Genomic DNA, 16,128 nt, shown 5'->3' with positions numbered 1-16,128 from the left:
CCCGAAGGTCGCAGGTTCAAGTCCTGTCCCCGCAACCACATGGAGCTGTGGTGTAGTGGCCTAACATGTCCGCCTGTCACGCGGAAGACCGCGGGTTCGAATCCCGTCAGCTCCGCCATTTTTTCTTTTCACAGCGTTTTTTGTACGGAGTGGTGGCCGAGCTGGCCGAAGGCGCTCCCCTGCTAAGGGAGTATACTGGTAACAGTATCGAGGGTTCGAATCCCTCCCCCTCCGCCATTTGCGGGTGTAGTTCAATGGTAGAACTTCGGCTTCCCAAGCCGACAGCGTGGGTTCGATTCCCATCACCCGCTCCAATTTTACAACTTGTAAGGGCCCATAGCTCAGTTGGCTAGAGCGCACGACTGATAATCGTGAGGTCGGAAGTTCGAATCTTCTTGGGCCCACCAAATAGAGAGACCTGATTCCTTTGCGAATCAGGTCTTTTTGCATGGGGCACTCTAGTTCCTGTTGATACGTCAATACAAAGGGGGCATCCTCATGCGAAACAAGGACAACCACCCGGGCAACTTCGGCGGCCCGAAAGGTTTGGACAACCCGAAGGCCAAGGACGATTTTGCACCGTTGCGTCCGGACGGTTCGATCGCACCGCGTCCGCAATCCCGCATGCGCGAAGGGGCGTCGCACCACGCGCATCCGAACCCGCCTTCGAACGAGTAAAACAGGGGCAAGAGCAAACCCCGGGCTTTTTGAGCCCGGGAGGTTGCTCTTTTTTTATTGACACTGTGTCAGAACAAGCAGTATAGTGCAAGTGACCCTAGGAGGTGAGAGTCATGCAACAGGCGAAGCGAGAGGAGCGTTATGAACGCATCTTGTCCGAAGCCACCCATTTGTTTGCCAGCAAAGGGTATGAGCAGACCACCGTCAGTGACATTGTCAAGGCGTGTGACATGGCACGCGGCACTTTTTATCTCTATTTTGAGAATTTGGAGCAAGTGTTGTCGGCAGTCTTCTCCCGCGTTATGAACTTGCTCTGGGAGCAGGTGGAGCAGATCACCGGCCAGGGCGAGGCCCTCGGACCCGGTGCCATGAGGCGCATCGTCAACGCGATTTTTCACCTGCTGGCCCAGCAGAAGGAACTGCTCTCCGTGTTCCGTTGCGGCGGCGGGCAAGTGTTTAACGAATTCAAATACAAGACGATCCGCGACCATCTCGGTGTCGGTGTCGCCAATTTGATCCGCAACAGCCAGCAGAACGGGGGAGAGATTCGTCTCTGCTCTCCGGAGTTGGTTTCGATGATGATCACGACGCTGATCGACCAGATGGCGTTCTATACATTTGCCCTGGAAGAAGACGGGTACAAGCAAGAAACTGTGATTGGGGAACTTGTCAACTTTATCGAGTATGGAATCTGTGGAACTCCTTATGATATGATGGAGGACACTACTGAGAATTGAGGTTGCAGATCATGACGAAAACACCAGCAGAAACCCGTGTCGTGGTCGGCATGTCCGGCGGGGTGGATTCTTCCGTCACCGCTTACTTGCTCAAAGAGCAAGGGTACGACGTGATCGGCGTGTTCATGAAGAACTGGGACGACACTGACGAGTTTGGCCATTGCACCGCAGATGAAGACTTTAACGACGTTCGCCGGGTATGTGAGAAGATCGGCATCCCGTATTATACTGTGAATTTTGAGAAGCAATACTTCGACCGCGTCTTCCAATACTTCCTCGACGAGTACAAGCGCGGACGCACCCCGAATCCGGACGTCATGTGCAACCGCGAGATCAAGTTCAAAGAATTCCTCGACGCCGCCCTCGACCTCGGGGCCGATTACATTGCGACAGGTCACTATGCGCGCGTGGACTTCCATGAGGGCAAGTACCGCCTGCTGCGCGGCGTGGACAACAACAAAGATCAGACGTATTTCTTGAACCAACTGAACCAATACCAGCTCTCCAAAACGCTCTACCCGATCGGAGAGCTGCCCAAGCCGAAAGTCCGGGAGATCGCCGAAGCGGCAGGACTTGCCACCGCTCGCAAAAAAGACTCCACCGGCATCTGTTTCATCGGGGAACGCAATTTCCGCGAATTCTTGAGCCAGTACCTCCCCAATCAACCGGGTGAGATGCGCACGATGAACGGCGAGGTGAAGGGCCAGCATATGGGCCTGATGTACTACACTCTCGGGCAGCGTCAGGGCTTGGGCATCGGCGGATCGGGCGAGCCGTGGTTCGTCGTCGGCAAGGACTTGGACAACAACGTCCTGCTCGTCGAGCAAGGCCAAGACCACCCGGCCCTCTACTCCGAATCGTTGGTCGCGACAGACGTACACTGGGTCAGCGGAGAGCCGACCGATACGACCTTCCGTTGTGCCGCGAAGTTCCGCTATCGCCAGCCGGATCAGATGGTGACGGTTCATGTCAAGGACGGCGGCGTCTGCGAAGTACTTTTTGACGAGAAGCAAAAAGCAGTCACTCCCGGTCAAGCGGTCGTCTTCTATGACGGCGAAGTTTGCCTCGGCGGGGGCACGATTGACAAAGTCCGCTCGCTTGTCACCATGTAAGTAAAAAAGAGCCTCGTTCGCATCTCTGCGAAACGAGGCTCTTTTTTCTGGATCAAGGTTTAAAGGGGCAGAGGCTGGGGGGGCCTCCGCCAATGGGGTAAAAGGGTGATAGTTGGTACATTCAGTATAGCAAACGCACGAAAAGGCAAACAACTGTATGTTAGAGGAAACAGCACTAGTTATAGGTAAGTGAATCAAGATTCGGAAATCAATCCTTGACACATAAGAGGAAACGTAATTTAATTAAACTACACAACTAGTTTAGCACGGAGAACAGATGACGGAGTTGAACGAAGTGATTCTTGCGACAGGCGTAAATACCTTGCAGGTTGTCGATCTCGACCGTATCCGCTTTCATGAAGAGTACGAGCCGCACCGGCTCGATGTGACGTCTTATGCCATACGGATGGAGGGTGTGTTACGCCATCCGCCGATTGCCATGCAGATGCGTGACGGTTCGTTTGTAATCTTGGACGGTGCGCACCGCACGCACGCCTTGGAGGCACTGGGTTGCCGACGCGCCGTGTTGCAGGTGGTCACGCCGGAGCAGTTTGCTTTGGAGTCGTGGAGCCATGCCTTGCCGAGCGGCGAGTGGTTGGAGTTGTTGAAGCAAGATCCGGAGATCGAGTGGTCGGACGAGAATTTGGACGGCATGGCGCTGACGGAAGTGGTGGAAGCGTGTGGCGAGCGGTATTTCCTGTATCCTGCGGGGCGAAGTCTCGAATTGGAGATGCGGTTGAGCGTGTGGCATCGGATCGTCGATGCCTATACCAAGAAATTGCCTGTCCAACGCTTTTCGCAACGGATTGGCGAGCCGGGCGTCGGTATGGTTCATTTTTGCTATCCGGCGTGGAGCATCGATGAGTTAGAAGAGATCGTGCTGCGCGAACGGGTGATGCCGGCGGGTGTCACCCGCTGTATCGTCGAAGGTCGGGTGCTTAACTTGCGCGTCCCGCTCGACATGATGCTCGCTCCGACGCTTGATCAGGAGCGTTGGACGCAGTTGCGCGAACAGTGGGGACGTTCGCTTCGATTGTACACAGAGTCGGTCTTCCTCTGCGAGTAGGATTTCTTTCCCCTTGAATGGCACGGAGAACCCTTGGATTGGTAAGGGTTCTTGTTTTTTGTAGGACGATAGGGGATACTAGGGAGGCAGTCTACTTGTGGAGGAACCATTGTGTTGAACAAAGTCGCACTGATAACAGGCAGCAGCACAGGGCTTGGCAAGCGCACAGCCTTGGAACTGGCAAGACTTGGTATAGATGTAGTCATTAATTACCGAACCAATCAGGAAAAAGCGCTTCAACTCGCCCGCGAGCTGGAGCGCGACTATCCGGTGCGCGCGATGGCGGTGCAAGCGGACGTCTCTGTTCCGGAGGACTGTCGGGCTCTGGTCGGGCAGGTGATCGAGGAGTTCGGTTCTCTCGACATCTTGATCAACAACGCAGGACCGTATATCGCAGAGCGCAAGCGGATGGCTGACTACGAGTTGGACGAGTGGTCGGCCATGATCAACGGCAACTTGACTTCGGTGTTCTACTTGTCCAAGTTGGTGATTCCTTTTATGCGGGAGAAGGGCTGGGGACGAATCCTCAACTTCGGGTTTGATCGAGCGGATACGGCACCGGCGTGGGTGTTCCGTTCGGCGTTTGCAGCGGCGAAGGTCGGTTTGGTGTCGCTCACTCGAACGATGGCGCTGGAAGAAGCGGAGCACGGCATCACCGTCAACATGGTCTGTCCGGGCGACATCACCCATGAGTGGAAGGAAGCGAGCATCGAGGACGTTCGTACTTTGACTGATCCGACGACGCCAGTAGGACGTGCGGGGACGGGCGAGGACATCGCGCGGACGATTGCGTTTTTCTGCGAAGAAGCGTCCGACTTCATCACGGGGACGGTGATCGCAGTCACCGGCGGCAAGGACGTGTTGACGAAGTACAAGTTTGATCTGGAAAGTTCCAAAGAGGTTTGGTAGAAAGGTGCAGGATGATGGTCGAGCTTGAACTTGAATTGAGTCGAATGAAGTTGGTGGCGATGCAAGATACGCTGGGTGCGTATCTGCGGACGGACGGCATGGGTCGTCAATTGCACCCGGAAATCGCCGTGTCGGGGTTGCCGGGAGCACGGGCCGAGGCTTTTTTGCTCCGCATCGTGGAGCGAATCGACCGGGGTGAATATCTGGAGTTGCCGGGTGGTTGGTGGCTCGTGGAAGGCACTTGGCATCGCTACGAATGGAAGCCGGAGCAGTTTGTGTTTTTGTTTGACGGAGAAAGCCACCCGGTGTTGTAAGGGTGGCTTTTTGTTCACGGAGGGGACGACAGCGTGGGGTTGCAGGTTCAGATCTTTAAAAATCGGAATTTTGTGTGGTATTGGCTTTCCAGTGTCTTGGCGGGGCTTGGCGATGTGGTGTTGAGCATGGCGTTGTCTTGGATGGTCGTTGAACTGACAGGATCAGGTGCGATGCTCGGCGCGATGTTGGCTGCCATCGGGGTTCCGCGAGTCGTGTTGACGTTGTTCGCCGGGGTGCTGGTGGATCGAATGAACCCTGTGAAAGTGCTGATCGGCGGGGAATGGGTACGTGTATGGACAGTCGGTGGGCTGATGCTGATGAGCTTTGGCGGGAGGCCGCCCGTGTGGAGTTTGTTTGCGGCGGCGTTTTTGTTCGGATGTTTGGAAGCGTTCTTCTGGCCGGCGGCGTCGGCCGTTCAACAGCGGATGTTGCAGCCTGAGCAGTATACGCAGGGCAGCGGCCTCCTCATGATCGCGATGAAGACGACCGCCGTCGTCGGTCCGGTGTTCAGTGGGATGCTGATGGACGTCGGAGACGCTCGGACGGTGGTTATTGGGACGTTTGTGGCATTTCTCTCATCGCTTGTGATGCTGAATCTGATACGGGTGCCGAACGCTGTGACTGTCGGGGAGCACTTCGTTTCGAAAAAGCAGAGTTTTCGTGAAGATCTGCTCACAGGGTTTCGATTTATCTGGCGGACTCCTGTGATTTTGGCAACGTCGATCTCGGCTTTTTTGGCGAACTTTTCATCGGCAGGTGCCTTGGTGGGGTTGGTGTTTTTGGCGAAGGCGTTCGGGGCGGGGGCCGGTGGATACGGTTGGTTGCTCACGGGCATCGGAATCGGCGGCACCGTCGGAGCGGTGCTGTTCTCTGTGGTGACGATCAAGCGCCCGACTCCGAGGATGACGCAGGTGACGTGCTTTTTAGAAGGCTTGGTGTTCCTGCTCGTGGCTTGGAGCGGAAACTTCATGCTCACCGTCTGCCTGATCGGGCTGATCGGATTGACAGACTCTGCAGTCAACGTGATTGCGCCGAGTGTCAACCGGATTCTGATTCCGCAAGCGCTGTTCGGTCGCGTGATCTCGACGACGATTCTGCTCATGTCCTCGTCGGTTCCCGTCGCTCAAGCGATTTCCGGAGGTCTGATCCAGTCGTTTGGCGTACACCGCGTGATGGCGTTCGGCGGTGGTTTGGAAGCGGTTACAGCGGTGGTGTGCTTTTTTATCCCCGCGATCTCTCTGTATCGTCAATCGTGCAACTCTTCTGCAACATCGAATTGCTAAACTATTCCTATACACGTGAAGAGAGTTCAGGAGGTTTTTTCCATGCGTCTATTGAATAAAGTAGCGATCATCACCGGCGGTGCGAGCGGGATCGGCAAAGAAACGGCCCGACTGTTTGCACAGAATGGCGCGAAGCTCGTCATTGCCGACTATAACGAAGAAACAGGACAGACAGCCCTGGAAGAACTTCGAGCGCTCGGCACCGAAGCGGAATTTGTAAAAGCGGACGTCTCCAACCGCGACGACGTGCAAAATCTCGTCAACACCGCGATGGAGAAGTTCGGTCGCATCGACGTGCTGGTCAACAATGCCGGGATCACCCGCGACGGTTGGCTGGTGAAAATGGACCCGGCTCAATGGGATCAAGTGATCTCGATCAATTTGACCGGTGTGTTCACTTGTACCCAATTGGTTGCAGGGATCATGATGCAACAGGGCGAAGGGGTCATCTTGAACGCGGCCTCTGTCGTCGGTCTCTACGGCAACGTGGGACAAACCAACTACGCCGCAGCGAAGGCCGGCGTCATCGGGATGACCAAGTCGTGGGCGAAGGAACTTGGACCGAAGGGCATCCGCGTGAACGCCGTCGCTCCGGGCTTCATCGTGACGGGCATGACTGACAAAATGCCGGAAAAAGTCCTCGGTCTGATGGAAGAGAAGACCCCGTTGCGCCGACTTGGGCAACCGGAGGACATCGCCAAAGCGTATCTGTTCCTCGCGTCGGAGGATGCGAGCTTCGTCAACGGTGCGGTTCTCAGCGTGGACGGAGGCTTGACGCTCTAATGCGCCGCGCCACCGACTGGCTACAGAGCCGGGCCCGCCTCACGCCGCAGAAATTGGCGCTCGTCGAGGTGGAGACGGGGTTGCGGCTCACGTATGAGCAGTTTGACCTTCGAGCGAAGCGGCTGGGGGCGTACTTGCAACAGAACGGCGTCCGTAAGGGCGACCGCGTGTCTTTGCTTGCTCTAAACTCTGCGGGGCATTTGGAGTTGCTGTTCGCTTGTGCCAAGATTGGCGCCGTGTTCGTACCATTGAATCATCGTTTCTCCGTGCCGGAGTTGTCCTACGTGTTGAACGATTGCCAGCCGACCGTGTTGGTTGTGTTTGAGCCGTTTGCCGACTTGGCGCAGGAGTTGAGAAGTCAGGTGCAAGTGTCGGTACACATCGAGCAGGCCGTGTACCAGCAAATCGCATCGGCGGAAGTTGGCGGAAGCGTTCTGCATCCAGTCGAAGTGGACGAGGAAGACCCGTGGGCAATCATCTACACGGGGGGCACGACCGGCAAGTCGAAGGGAGCGATCCTTTCCCATCGCGCCATCCTCTGGAACTCGATCAACTCTGTGCTTTCATGGGGTCTGACCGAGCATGAAGTGACGCCGGTATATATGCCGATGTTCCACACGGGCGGTTTGAATGCGCTTACGACGCCGGTGTTGCATGCCGGGGGAACGGTCGTCATCGCGAGAGACTTGAGTCCGGCTGCGATCTTGGAAGTTTTGGAGCGAGAGGGTTGTACGATCGCCTTGCTCGTCCCGACCGTTTATCATACGTTGGTGACGTCCCCTGAATTTCAAGGAGCCACGTTCACGACCATGCATACGTTCCTCTCGGGCGGTGCTCCCTGTCCGCTTTCGATCTACGAAGCGTTCTGGGCGAAGGGACTTGCCTTCAAGGAAGGCTATGGACTGACCGAAGCAGGACCGAACAATTTCTACATCCACCCGGACCGCGCCAAGCAAAAAATCGGCTCCGTCGGCGTGCCGATGTTTCATAATGAAGTGCGAATCGTCGATGACCAAGGCTGCGATCTCCCCGCCGGGGAGACGGGCGAACTCTGGATTCAGGGCCCGCATGTGTTCTCCGGCTATTGGAACAAACCGGAGATTTTCGCCGAGACGCTGGTGGACGGTTGGTTGCGTACGGGAGACTTGGCCCGTCGAGATGCTGACGGATGCCATTACATCGTCGGACGCAAGAAAGACATGATCATCACCGGCGGGGAGAATGTCTATCCGTTGGAAGTCGAACATATCTTGGAGCACCACCCGTCAATCTCCGAAGTGGCTGTCGTCGGTTTGCCTGATACCAAGTGGGGTGAGGTCGTGACCGCCATCGTGGTGTTGCAAACAGGTCAGACGTTGACCGGAGAGATCTTGAAGGAATACTGCACCGGTCAACTGGCAGGGTATAAGATTCCCAAGCGCTGGGAGTTTGTCCGCGAACTGCCGAAGACTTCGGTCGGTAAAATTGACAAAAAAGCCATTGTACACCTGCACACGCAACACGAGACTGCGTAAGCAGGAAACCCGCACCCTTTATTGGGTGCGGGTGTGCTTGTTTTAGATCCTATTTTTTCACGACGTACGTGAGGGAGGCATCCGATGAGAGAAGGACAGTATGTGCTGACAACCAAGTTGGTCCCGCCCCGCGTCAAACAGCAATGCCTGAAACGCCGCCGACTGGACGAGTTGTTCTCCGCTGTGATCGACTTTCCGGTCACGTTGGTGCAAGCGGACGCCGGGTACGGCAAAAGCACGGCGCTGGTTACGCACCTCTGCTCACAGTTCGACCATGTGGCGTGGTGTTCGTTGGAAGAGGGCGAGCGAGACCCGCTGCTTTTTTTGCAATATTTGATTCGCTCGGTCAAGGCAATCGATCCGGCGCTGGGCGACCGCTCGCGGAGTTTGTTGGAGGAGGCGGAGGCAACGACGGCGCTTTTGCAACCGTGTTTGACGTTGCTGTTGAACGATTTGGCCGAGACGGCACCCGATCCGACGATTCTCGTCTTGGACGATTTCCACAGCGTGGCGAATGTGCCGGAGATCCGCAACTTGATCGACACGTTGATTCGCTACTTGCCCGCACACGTTCACCTCGTGCTCGGCAGCCGCAAAACGTTGGAGACGATGGCGGTCAAACGGTTGCAGGCGACGTGCGACCTGCTTGTGATTGATAAAAAGGACCTCGCCTTCACGGTGGCTGAAATTGACCAACTGTTCCGTCAAGCGTACGGCATCGAGTTGACTTCGGAGCAAGCTCAAGAGCTGCAAGAGCAGACAGAAGGTTGGATCATTGCGTTGCAGATGGTTTGGAAGGGCATGGAGCGCGGGGTGGAACTGCCGCAATTGTGGCGGTTGCAGGGACAAGCGGGTATCCCCTTGTTTCACTATCTTGCGGAGGAAGTGTTCGACCGTCAGCCGGAGGATGTACGGGCATTTTTGACGCAGACGTGTCTCTTGGAGTCGATGAACGGGCGCGTATGCGACCTGTTGACAGGGCGAGAGGATGCGGCGGAGACGTTGCGAGGCTTGGAGAGCAAGGGATTGTTCGTCACGGTGTCAGCTGAGGGCGGCGAGTACCGCTATCATCGGTTGTTCCAGCAATTTCTGTTGGAGAGATCGAGGCAGACGTTGACGGCAGAAGCGTGGGCCGATTTGCATCGCACGGCAGCGGGTTACTTCAATGAGACGGGCGATTTGCAAAAAGCGCTGTTGCACTATGATGAAGCAGGCAATGCAGAGTTTGTGGTGCAGTTGCTCTTGGAGCGCGGTCAAGAATGCTTGCAAAACGGTCGCTTGGAGCTTTTGAAGGGCTGGATTGACCGAGTGCCGAGTTCCGTTCTGGAGCGACATCCGCAATTGCTGTTGTGGCGCGGGGAGATCGACAGGGTGATGTCCCGGTTCCATGAAGCGGTGCATTGGTACCGATTGGCGGAGGGCGGATTCATTCAAAAAGCGGACGTGTTAGGGCGAAGTGCCGTCTATCGTGGACAAGCACAAGTCTACCTCGACACGATCCAGCCCGGTCAAGCGACGCCGTGGTTGCAGATGGCGCTCGGCGTTTTGGAGGATCGTTTCCCCAAGGAGCGCGCCGCGTTGCTGCGCTTGCTGGCCGAGAACCACACGAACAGTGGACAGTTGCAAGAAGCGCAAGCGTGCTTGGAACGGGCGGACGAGTTGGTTCCTGGGGTGGAACGCGACGAGTTGGATGTGCGCCTGTTGCTCCGTTCGGGACGGTTGCAAGCGGCTCGGGAGTTGACGCTTGAGATTCTCGGCAAGGAGAGCGAGCGCAAACATGAGAAGCGGACGGCGAAATCGCACCGCGAAATGGCGTTGCTGCTGTCCCTGATCGATGCGCTGATCGGGGAGGCCAAGTCGGCGCAGTTTTATGCCGAGCAGGGTATCGAAGTCGGACAGGAATTGCACTCGCCGTTCGTGGAGATGGTCGGCTACATTCGACTTGGACATGCGGCGGCGTTGGCGGGCGACTTGATCGCGGGCCAAGAACATTATCGCCGCTCGGTCCAGATGAGCGAATCGCTGTGTGTCGAACGCGGCAAAGTCGAAGCGCTGATGGGCCTCTGCCATGCGGTGGGGATGCAAGGCGATCTGGAACAAGCGCATGTCTATGCTCGGACGGGGTTTGAGTTGGCGTTGAACGTGCAGGACATGTGGTGTGCGAATTTGATCCGCGTGACCATCGGGGGTCTGTTTACCTCTTGGGGTCAGGAGGAGGAAGCGTTGACGTGGCTGACAGAGGCGGAGCAGGGGTTTATCGCCTGTGGTGACACGTTCGGCGTGGCCAATGCGCGGCTTTGGTTGGCGATTCTGTACCACCGAAGCGAACGGCGGGAGGAGTTTTCCACGACCGTTCGCTTGTTGTTGGAAGGCGTGGAGGAGATGGGATGCGAGTATATGTTCCTCCGTCGCACGATGCTTGGGCCGTTTGATTTGCAGATGACGCTTCCGTTTTTGGCAGCCGCCCGTGATGATCTGGGGTTGGCGGCGGCAGAGCGGGTGTTGAAACTCATGGGCGGAAAGTATTTTCAGCATCATCCGGGGTATACCCTGCGAATTCGGACGCTTGGGCACTTTGAAGTCTATCGAGGCTTGGAGGAAGTGGGTCGCAAGGAATGGAAGCGCGAGAAATCCAAGCAGTTGTTCCAGTTGCTCGTCACACGTCAAGGCCAATTGTTGCAGCGAGATGAGATTTACGACTTGTTGTGGCCCGATGTGGACGAGAAGACCGCGAACCGTGATTTCAAAGTCGCAATGAATGCGCTGACCAATGCGTTGGAGCCGAAGCGGGAAGCACGATCCGATTCGTTTTTTGTGGAACGGGTGGATACGGCGTACCGTTTGAACCGGCAAGTGGCGGTGTGGGTGGATGCTGATGAGTTCAAGGCGTTGGTTGGGAAGGGCTTGGCGGCGGCGGAACAGGGCGAGGCCGGGATGGCATGTCGTGACTTGCAGATGGCGCTGACGTTGTATCGGGGGGACTATCTCCAATATTCACCGTATCTGGATTGGTGCGCGGCCGAGCGCGAGCGTTTGCGCACACTGTACATGCGCGCACAGGAAGTGCTCGCCACTCTTCGGTATGAGAGTGGCGACCTCGCCGGAGCCGTGAAGTGCGCCGAAGCGATTCTCGCCCACGATGCCTGCTGGGAACCTGCCTACCGCATGCTGATGAACTGTTACGCGCAACTTGGCAAACGCAACTTGCTGATCTCCACCTACAAGTCCTGCGTGGCGCAGTTGGAGGAACAGTTGGGGCTGGACCCGATGGAGGAGACCGTGAAGCTGTACCAGCGGTTGGTGAAGGAGTAAGCAGATGAAAAGCAGCTCGACTCGTAAGAGTCCCGCTGCTTTTTTTATACCTTCCCGGAAATTATACTGATCAGTACGAATAAATAAAGGGAAGTATCCGAATATTCTCGAATACAATAGAGTAGTAGAATGATCAAGTTTGCACGATAGGGGGAACTCAACGTGACCAAGGAGATCAGCCATGTTGTGGGGGAAGCGCTCGCAATTCCTGAGACTTCTCTGTTTCAAGCAGCGGTGAAGACCGCAGAGCTCTATCCTGATTCGCCTGTTATGTATTTTTACGACCGGACGATTTCGTACCGGGCGTTTTTGGCGGCGGTGGAGCGTATGTCGGCGTTTTTTGCAGAGCAAGGCATCGCCAAGGGCGACAGAGTGGGCATCATGTTGCCGAACTGTCCGCACTATGTCATCGCGTTCTACGCGTGTGCCCGCATCGGGGCTGTCGTTGTTCAAGTCAATCCCATGTACACACCGCGTGAAGTCGAATACACCTTGAACGACTCGGGGGCCAAGGTACTCGTCGTCTTGGACCGTCTCTATACGCCGCTTGCAAACCTAGCTTCCCTGCAAGCCCTCAACTCTGTGCTCCTTGCCTCCTTTGGACCAACGGCACCGGACGCCGACACCCCTGAAAGCGTTGTGCCGTGGGACGATGCACTCACTCGCGATCTGGAAATTCCGGAACCGGCGATCATCGACCCGTCCGAAGACGTTGCCGTGCTCCAATACACCGGCGGCACCACGGGCCGCTCCAAGGGCGCGATGCTCACCCATGAAAACCTCGTCGCCAACACCTACCAACTGCTCCACGTCATCGGCAGTGACGTGCGCGGCGGTCTTGATAAAATCCTCACAGCCATTCCGCTCTTTCATGTCTACGGCATGACCGTCGCGATGAACATGGCGGTGTTCACCGGAGCTTCGATGATCCTCCTGCCGCGCTTTGACCTGCAAGAACTGCTCCAGACGATCAAGCAGCACCGGCCGCGATTCTTCCCCGGCGTTCCGACGATGTACGTCGCCATCGCCAACCATCCGGACGCAGAGCAGTACGATGTGGATTGCATCGAGATCTGCAACAGCGGTTCCGCTCCGCTACCCGTCGAAGTGATGCACAAGTTTGAGAAGCGCACGGGTGCCAATGTGCTCGAAGGCTACGGCCTCTCCGAAGCCTCTCCCGTCACACACAGCAACCGCCTGACGCACGCCAAAGTTCCCGGCAGCATCGGCCTCGTCTTCCCAGGGACGGAATCGAAAATCGTCGACCTCGGGACAGGAGATGATGTGCAGACTCTCGGCGAGATCGGCGAACTGGTCGTCAAAGGACCGCAAGTGATGAAAGGCTACTGGAACATGGAGCAAGAAACGGCGCACACGATCCGCAACGGCTGGCTCTACACCGGCGACATCGCCCGCATGGATGAAAACGGATACTTCTACATCGTCGATCGCAAAAAAGACATGATCCTCTCCGGCGGCTTCAACGTCTACCCGCGCGACATCGAAGAAGTTCTCTACCAGCACCCCGCTGTCCAAGAAGCGGTCGTCGTCGGCGTCCCTGACGAATACCGCGGCGAATCGGCCAAAGCGTTCGTCGTCCTGCGGGAAGGTCTCGACCCGAGCGGATTGGAGCAAGAACTTGACGACTGGTGCCGCGAACGATTGGCGGCGTACAAGGTCCCCCGCATCTACGAATTCAGAGCGGAGTTGCCCAAGACGGCAGTGGGCAAGATTCTTCGCCGGGCGTTGCGCGACGCGTAACAACCGGCTTTTTCCCAACACTCAAACGACCGTTTGGAAGGAAAGGGGGCACGGCACATGCATGTACATGAACTTTTCAACCTGAAAGGGAAAAAAGCCTTGGTCACCGGAGGCGGCCGCGGCTTAGGGGAACAGATCGCCCACGCGTTGGCAGAAGCAGGGGCGGATGTCATCGTCTGTTCCCGCAAAGTCGAGAACTGCGAAGAGGTTGCCCGCGAAATTCGCGAAGCCACGGGGCAGGAGGCACACGCGCTGGCTCTGGACGTCACCAACCCGGAGAGCGTCAAGGAAGCGACAGCCCAAGCTCTGGAGCTGTTCGGCCAGATCGACATCCTCGTCAACAACGCCGGCGTTTCGTGGGGCGCGAAGTTTTTTGACATGCCGCTGGACAAGTGGAACCAAGTGATGAACGTCAACGCCACCGGCGCGTTTCTCATGACGCAAGCACTCGCCCAAGGCATGATCGCACGAAAAAGCGGACGCATCGTAAACGTCGCGTCCATCGCCGGACTGCTCGGCACCGACCCGACGGTCATGCACGCCGTCGGCTACCACGCGTCCAAGGGGGCCTTGATCGCCATGACCCGCGATCTCGCCGTGAAGTTTGCCCGCTCCGGCGTCACCGTCAACGCGATTGCACCGGGCTTTTTCCCCAGCAAAATGACCGAAGCTCTGCTGAGTTTCGGCGGAAAAAAAATTCTCGAAGGCGTGCCGATGAAACGCTTCGGTAACGACCACGACCTCAAAGGTCTCGCCGTCTACCTCGCATCCGACGCCTCAGCCTACATGACAGGACAGGTGCTGGTCCTCGACGGCGGCTCTTCGGCGATGTAAGCGACGCACAACCCCAACTGAGCAACTGAGAGGAGAATCCTCATGACCACCACTCACCAACACCGGAAACTCGGCGGGCAGTTCCTGCTCGAAGAAACCCGCTCCGGCGGCATCTTCACGCCCGAAGACTGCACCGACGAGCATCGGATGATCCGCCGACTGGCGCGCGACTTCGCGCAAAAGGAAGTCCTCCCGCACAACGAGCGTTTAGAAGGCCAAGACTGGGACTTCACCGTCTCGCTTTTGAAAAAAGCGGGCGATCTCGGCCTGCTCGCACACTCCGTCCCGGAGGCGTACGAAGGTCTCGGTCTCGACAAAATGACCAAAGTCATCGTCGGCGAGGAAGTGGGGCAAATCGGCGGTTACAGCGTCATGCACCTCAACCATACGGGCATCGCGACGCTCCCGATCACCTACTTCGGAACTCAGGAGCAAAAAGCGAAATACCTGCCGAAGCTCGCCTCCGGTGAATTCCTCGGAGCGTACTGCCTGACAGAACCCGCTGCCGGTTCTGACGCCCTCGGTGCCAAAACGACCGCGAAATTGAACGAGGAAGGCACGCACTACCTTCTCAACGGAACGAAGCAGTTCATCACCAACGCGGGATTCGCGGATACGTTCATCGTCTACGCCAAGGTGGACGGTACGAAATTCACGACGTTCATCGTGGAGAAAAACTTCCCCGGCCTCTCGCTCGGTCCGGAGGAGAACAAGATGGGGATCAAGTCTTCGTCCACGCGTCAGGTATTTTTCGAAGACTGCCTCGTGCCGGTCGAGAACGTGCTGGGCGAAGTCGGGCGCGGGCACGTCATCGCCTTCAATGTGCTGAATCTCGGTCGCTTCAATCTCGGCGCGGCGGCACTCGGAGGTGCCAAAGCGGCTTTTGCAGAAGGGGTGAAGTACGCCAAGAGCCGCGTGCAGTTCAACCGAACGCTCGCCTCTTTCCCGGCCACTCAGGAAAAACTCGCCGACATGGCGGCGCGCATCTATGCGATGGAGTCGCTCGAATACCGCACGGCGCACCTGCTCGAAGGCGCCCTCGGCGGCCTGTACGAAGAGACCGACACCCGCAAGATCGCCGGGGCGCTGATGGAGTATGCCATCGAATGCTCCATCTGCAAAGTGTTCGGCTCGGAAACCTTGCAAGCGGTGGTCGATGAGAGCTTGCAACTGCACGGCGGGTACGGCTACATGCGCGAGTACCGCATCGAGCAGATGTACCGCGATGCGCGCATCAACCGCGTCTACGAAGGCACCAACGAAGTCAACCGCTTGCTCGTGCCGGGTCTGCTGATGAAAAAAGCGTCCGCAGGCACCCTCCCGGTGCCGGACGCCATCGAACGAGCGACGGCAGAGTTGTTCGGGGACGCACCGATTGCTGAGGGACTGCTTGCCCGCGAGCGCGGCATGGTCAATGCGGTGCGACGAGTTTTCCTCACGCTGCTCGGCCTTGCGTACGAAGAGCACCAAGAAAACTTGGAAGCGCAACAGGAGACCGTCATGAAGTTGTCCGAACTCGGCATCCAACTCTATGCGATGGAGAGCGCCCTGCTGCGCACCGAGCAAGCGATGGCAAAGCAAGGCGAGGAACAATCGGCACTCAAACGCGACCTCACCGCCGCGTTCCTCGACGATGCTTTCCTGCAATGCGAGATGTTGGCGCGCAAAGTATTGGCCGGATTGCTGACCGCAGAACGCGTCGGAGAGTTCCGCACGCTGATCCCGCAACAGTTCGCAGGCTTCTATCCGGAAGGCCACGTCGAGCGCAAACGCCGGATCGCCGAGCGTTTGATCGAAGGAGACGGCTACACGAGCTAAGGAGGG

13 protein-coding genes and 4 tRNA genes are annotated in these 16,128 nt (G+C 57.1%); all 17 read left to right on the top strand.

Annotated elements, in window-relative coordinates:
* The first annotated feature begins 41 nt into the window (after window positions 1-41).
* The 17 genes from JJB07_RS19250 (at window position 42) to JJB07_RS19170 (ending at window position 16,122) form a co-directional block, all read left to right on the top strand.
* Window positions 42-118 (top strand) — tRNA-Asp (locus tag JJB07_RS19250).
* Window positions 119-146: 28 nt separating this feature from the next.
* Window positions 147-237, top strand: a tRNA-Ser gene (locus JJB07_RS19245).
* Window positions 238-240: 3 nt separating this feature from the next.
* Window positions 241-314 (top strand) — tRNA-Gly (locus JJB07_RS19240).
* A 16-nt stretch (window positions 315-330) separates the two neighbouring features.
* Window positions 331-407 (top strand) — tRNA-Ile (locus JJB07_RS19235).
* Window positions 408-498: 91 nt separating this feature from the next.
* Window positions 499-678 carry a small acid-soluble spore protein K gene (sspK, locus tag JJB07_RS19230; RefSeq protein WP_201637693.1) on the top strand — a complete coding sequence of 60 codons (180 nt, stop codon included), beginning with the start codon at window positions 499-501 and terminating at the stop codon, window positions 676-678.
* A 113-nt stretch (window positions 679-791) separates the two neighbouring features.
* Window positions 792-1,415, top strand: coding sequence for a TetR/AcrR family transcriptional regulator (locus tag JJB07_RS19225; protein WP_201637692.1), 624 nt, complete (start codon window positions 792-794; stop codon window positions 1,413-1,415).
* An 11-nt stretch (window positions 1,416-1,426) separates the two neighbouring features.
* Complete coding sequence (gene mnmA, locus JJB07_RS19220) at window positions 1,427-2,527, top strand: tRNA 2-thiouridine(34) synthase MnmA (RefSeq protein WP_201637691.1); 1,101 nt, start codon at window positions 1,427-1,429, stop codon at window positions 2,525-2,527.
* A 277-nt stretch (window positions 2,528-2,804) separates the two neighbouring features.
* Window positions 2,805-3,593, top strand: coding sequence for a ParB N-terminal domain-containing protein (locus tag JJB07_RS19215; protein ID WP_201637690.1), 789 nt, complete (start codon window positions 2,805-2,807; stop codon window positions 3,591-3,593).
* 111 nt (window positions 3,594-3,704) lie between these two features.
* Window positions 3,705-4,502 (top strand): SDR family oxidoreductase, encoded by a 798-nt coding sequence (locus JJB07_RS19210; RefSeq protein WP_201637689.1) that lies wholly within the window; start codon window positions 3,705-3,707, stop codon window positions 4,500-4,502.
* 11 nt (window positions 4,503-4,513) lie between these two features.
* The gene (locus JJB07_RS19205) at window positions 4,514-4,816 is read left to right on the top strand and encodes a hypothetical protein (RefSeq protein WP_201637688.1); all 303 of its coding nucleotides are present in this window, start codon (window positions 4,514-4,516) and stop codon (window positions 4,814-4,816) included.
* A 33-nt stretch (window positions 4,817-4,849) separates the two neighbouring features.
* Window positions 4,850-6,100: an MFS transporter gene (locus tag JJB07_RS19200; RefSeq protein WP_201637687.1), complete on the top strand. Its 1,251-nt coding sequence runs from the start codon at window positions 4,850-4,852 to the stop codon at window positions 6,098-6,100.
* 42 nt (window positions 6,101-6,142) lie between these two features.
* Window positions 6,143-6,883, top strand: a complete 741-nt coding sequence (fabG, locus tag JJB07_RS19195) for a 3-oxoacyl-ACP reductase FabG (RefSeq protein ID WP_201637686.1) — start codon at window positions 6,143-6,145, stop codon at window positions 6,881-6,883.
* Complete coding sequence (locus JJB07_RS19190) at window positions 6,883-8,397, top strand: acyl-CoA synthetase (protein ID WP_201637685.1); 1,515 nt, start codon at window positions 6,883-6,885, stop codon at window positions 8,395-8,397. Before fabG ends, JJB07_RS19190 begins: the two co-directional genes overlap by 1 nt.
* 84 nt (window positions 8,398-8,481) lie before the next feature.
* On the top strand, window positions 8,482-11,709 hold the full coding sequence (locus JJB07_RS19185; RefSeq protein WP_201637684.1) for an ATP-binding protein: 3,228 nt from the start codon (window positions 8,482-8,484) through the stop codon (window positions 11,707-11,709).
* Window positions 11,710-11,871: 162 nt separating this feature from the next.
* Window positions 11,872-13,470 carry a long-chain-fatty-acid--CoA ligase gene (locus JJB07_RS19180; protein WP_347338376.1) on the top strand — a complete coding sequence of 533 codons (1,599 nt, stop codon included), beginning with the start codon at window positions 11,872-11,874 and terminating at the stop codon, window positions 13,468-13,470.
* Between the two features lie 57 nt (window positions 13,471-13,527).
* On the top strand, window positions 13,528-14,304 hold the full coding sequence (locus JJB07_RS19175; protein ID WP_201637683.1) for an SDR family oxidoreductase: 777 nt from the start codon (window positions 13,528-13,530) through the stop codon (window positions 14,302-14,304).
* A 42-nt stretch (window positions 14,305-14,346) separates the two neighbouring features.
* A complete protein-coding gene (locus JJB07_RS19170) occupies window positions 14,347-16,122 on the top strand; it encodes an acyl-CoA dehydrogenase family protein (protein WP_201637682.1) in 1,776 nt (591 codons plus the stop codon).
* The last annotated feature ends 6 nt before the right edge of the window (window positions 16,123-16,128 follow it).

It is taken from the genome of Tumebacillus amylolyticus, from assembly GCF_016722965.1.
Lineage (GTDB): Bacteria > Bacillota > Bacilli > Tumebacillales > Tumebacillaceae > Tumebacillus > Tumebacillus amylolyticus.
Note: the sequence above shows the minus strand (reverse complement) of the source record. Positions and strands in the feature narration are given on the sequence as shown.

Coding starts and splice junctions, on each gene's coding strand:
- fabG (WP_201637686.1), top strand. CDS start 6,143: ATGCGTCTATTGAATAAAGTAGCGATCATCACCGGCGGTGCGAGCGGG.
- mnmA (WP_201637691.1), top strand. CDS start 1,427: ATGACGAAAACACCAGCAGAAACCCGTGTCGTGGTCGGCATGTCCGGC.
- JJB07_RS19190 (WP_201637685.1), top strand. CDS start 6,883: ATGCGCCGCGCCACCGACTGGCTACAGAGCCGGGCCCGCCTCACGCCG.
- sspK (WP_201637693.1), top strand. CDS start 499: ATGCGAAACAAGGACAACCACCCGGGCAACTTCGGCGGCCCGAAAGGT.
- JJB07_RS19215 (WP_201637690.1), top strand. CDS start 2,805: ATGACGGAGTTGAACGAAGTGATTCTTGCGACAGGCGTAAATACCTTG.
- JJB07_RS19170 (WP_201637682.1), top strand. CDS start 14,347: ATGACCACCACTCACCAACACCGGAAACTCGGCGGGCAGTTCCTGCTC.
- JJB07_RS19205 (WP_201637688.1), top strand. CDS start 4,514: ATGATGGTCGAGCTTGAACTTGAATTGAGTCGAATGAAGTTGGTGGCG.
- JJB07_RS19225 (WP_201637692.1), top strand. CDS start 792: ATGCAACAGGCGAAGCGAGAGGAGCGTTATGAACGCATCTTGTCCGAA.
- JJB07_RS19185 (WP_201637684.1), top strand. CDS start 8,482: ATGAGAGAAGGACAGTATGTGCTGACAACCAAGTTGGTCCCGCCCCGC.
- JJB07_RS19175 (WP_201637683.1), top strand. CDS start 13,528: ATGCATGTACATGAACTTTTCAACCTGAAAGGGAAAAAAGCCTTGGTC.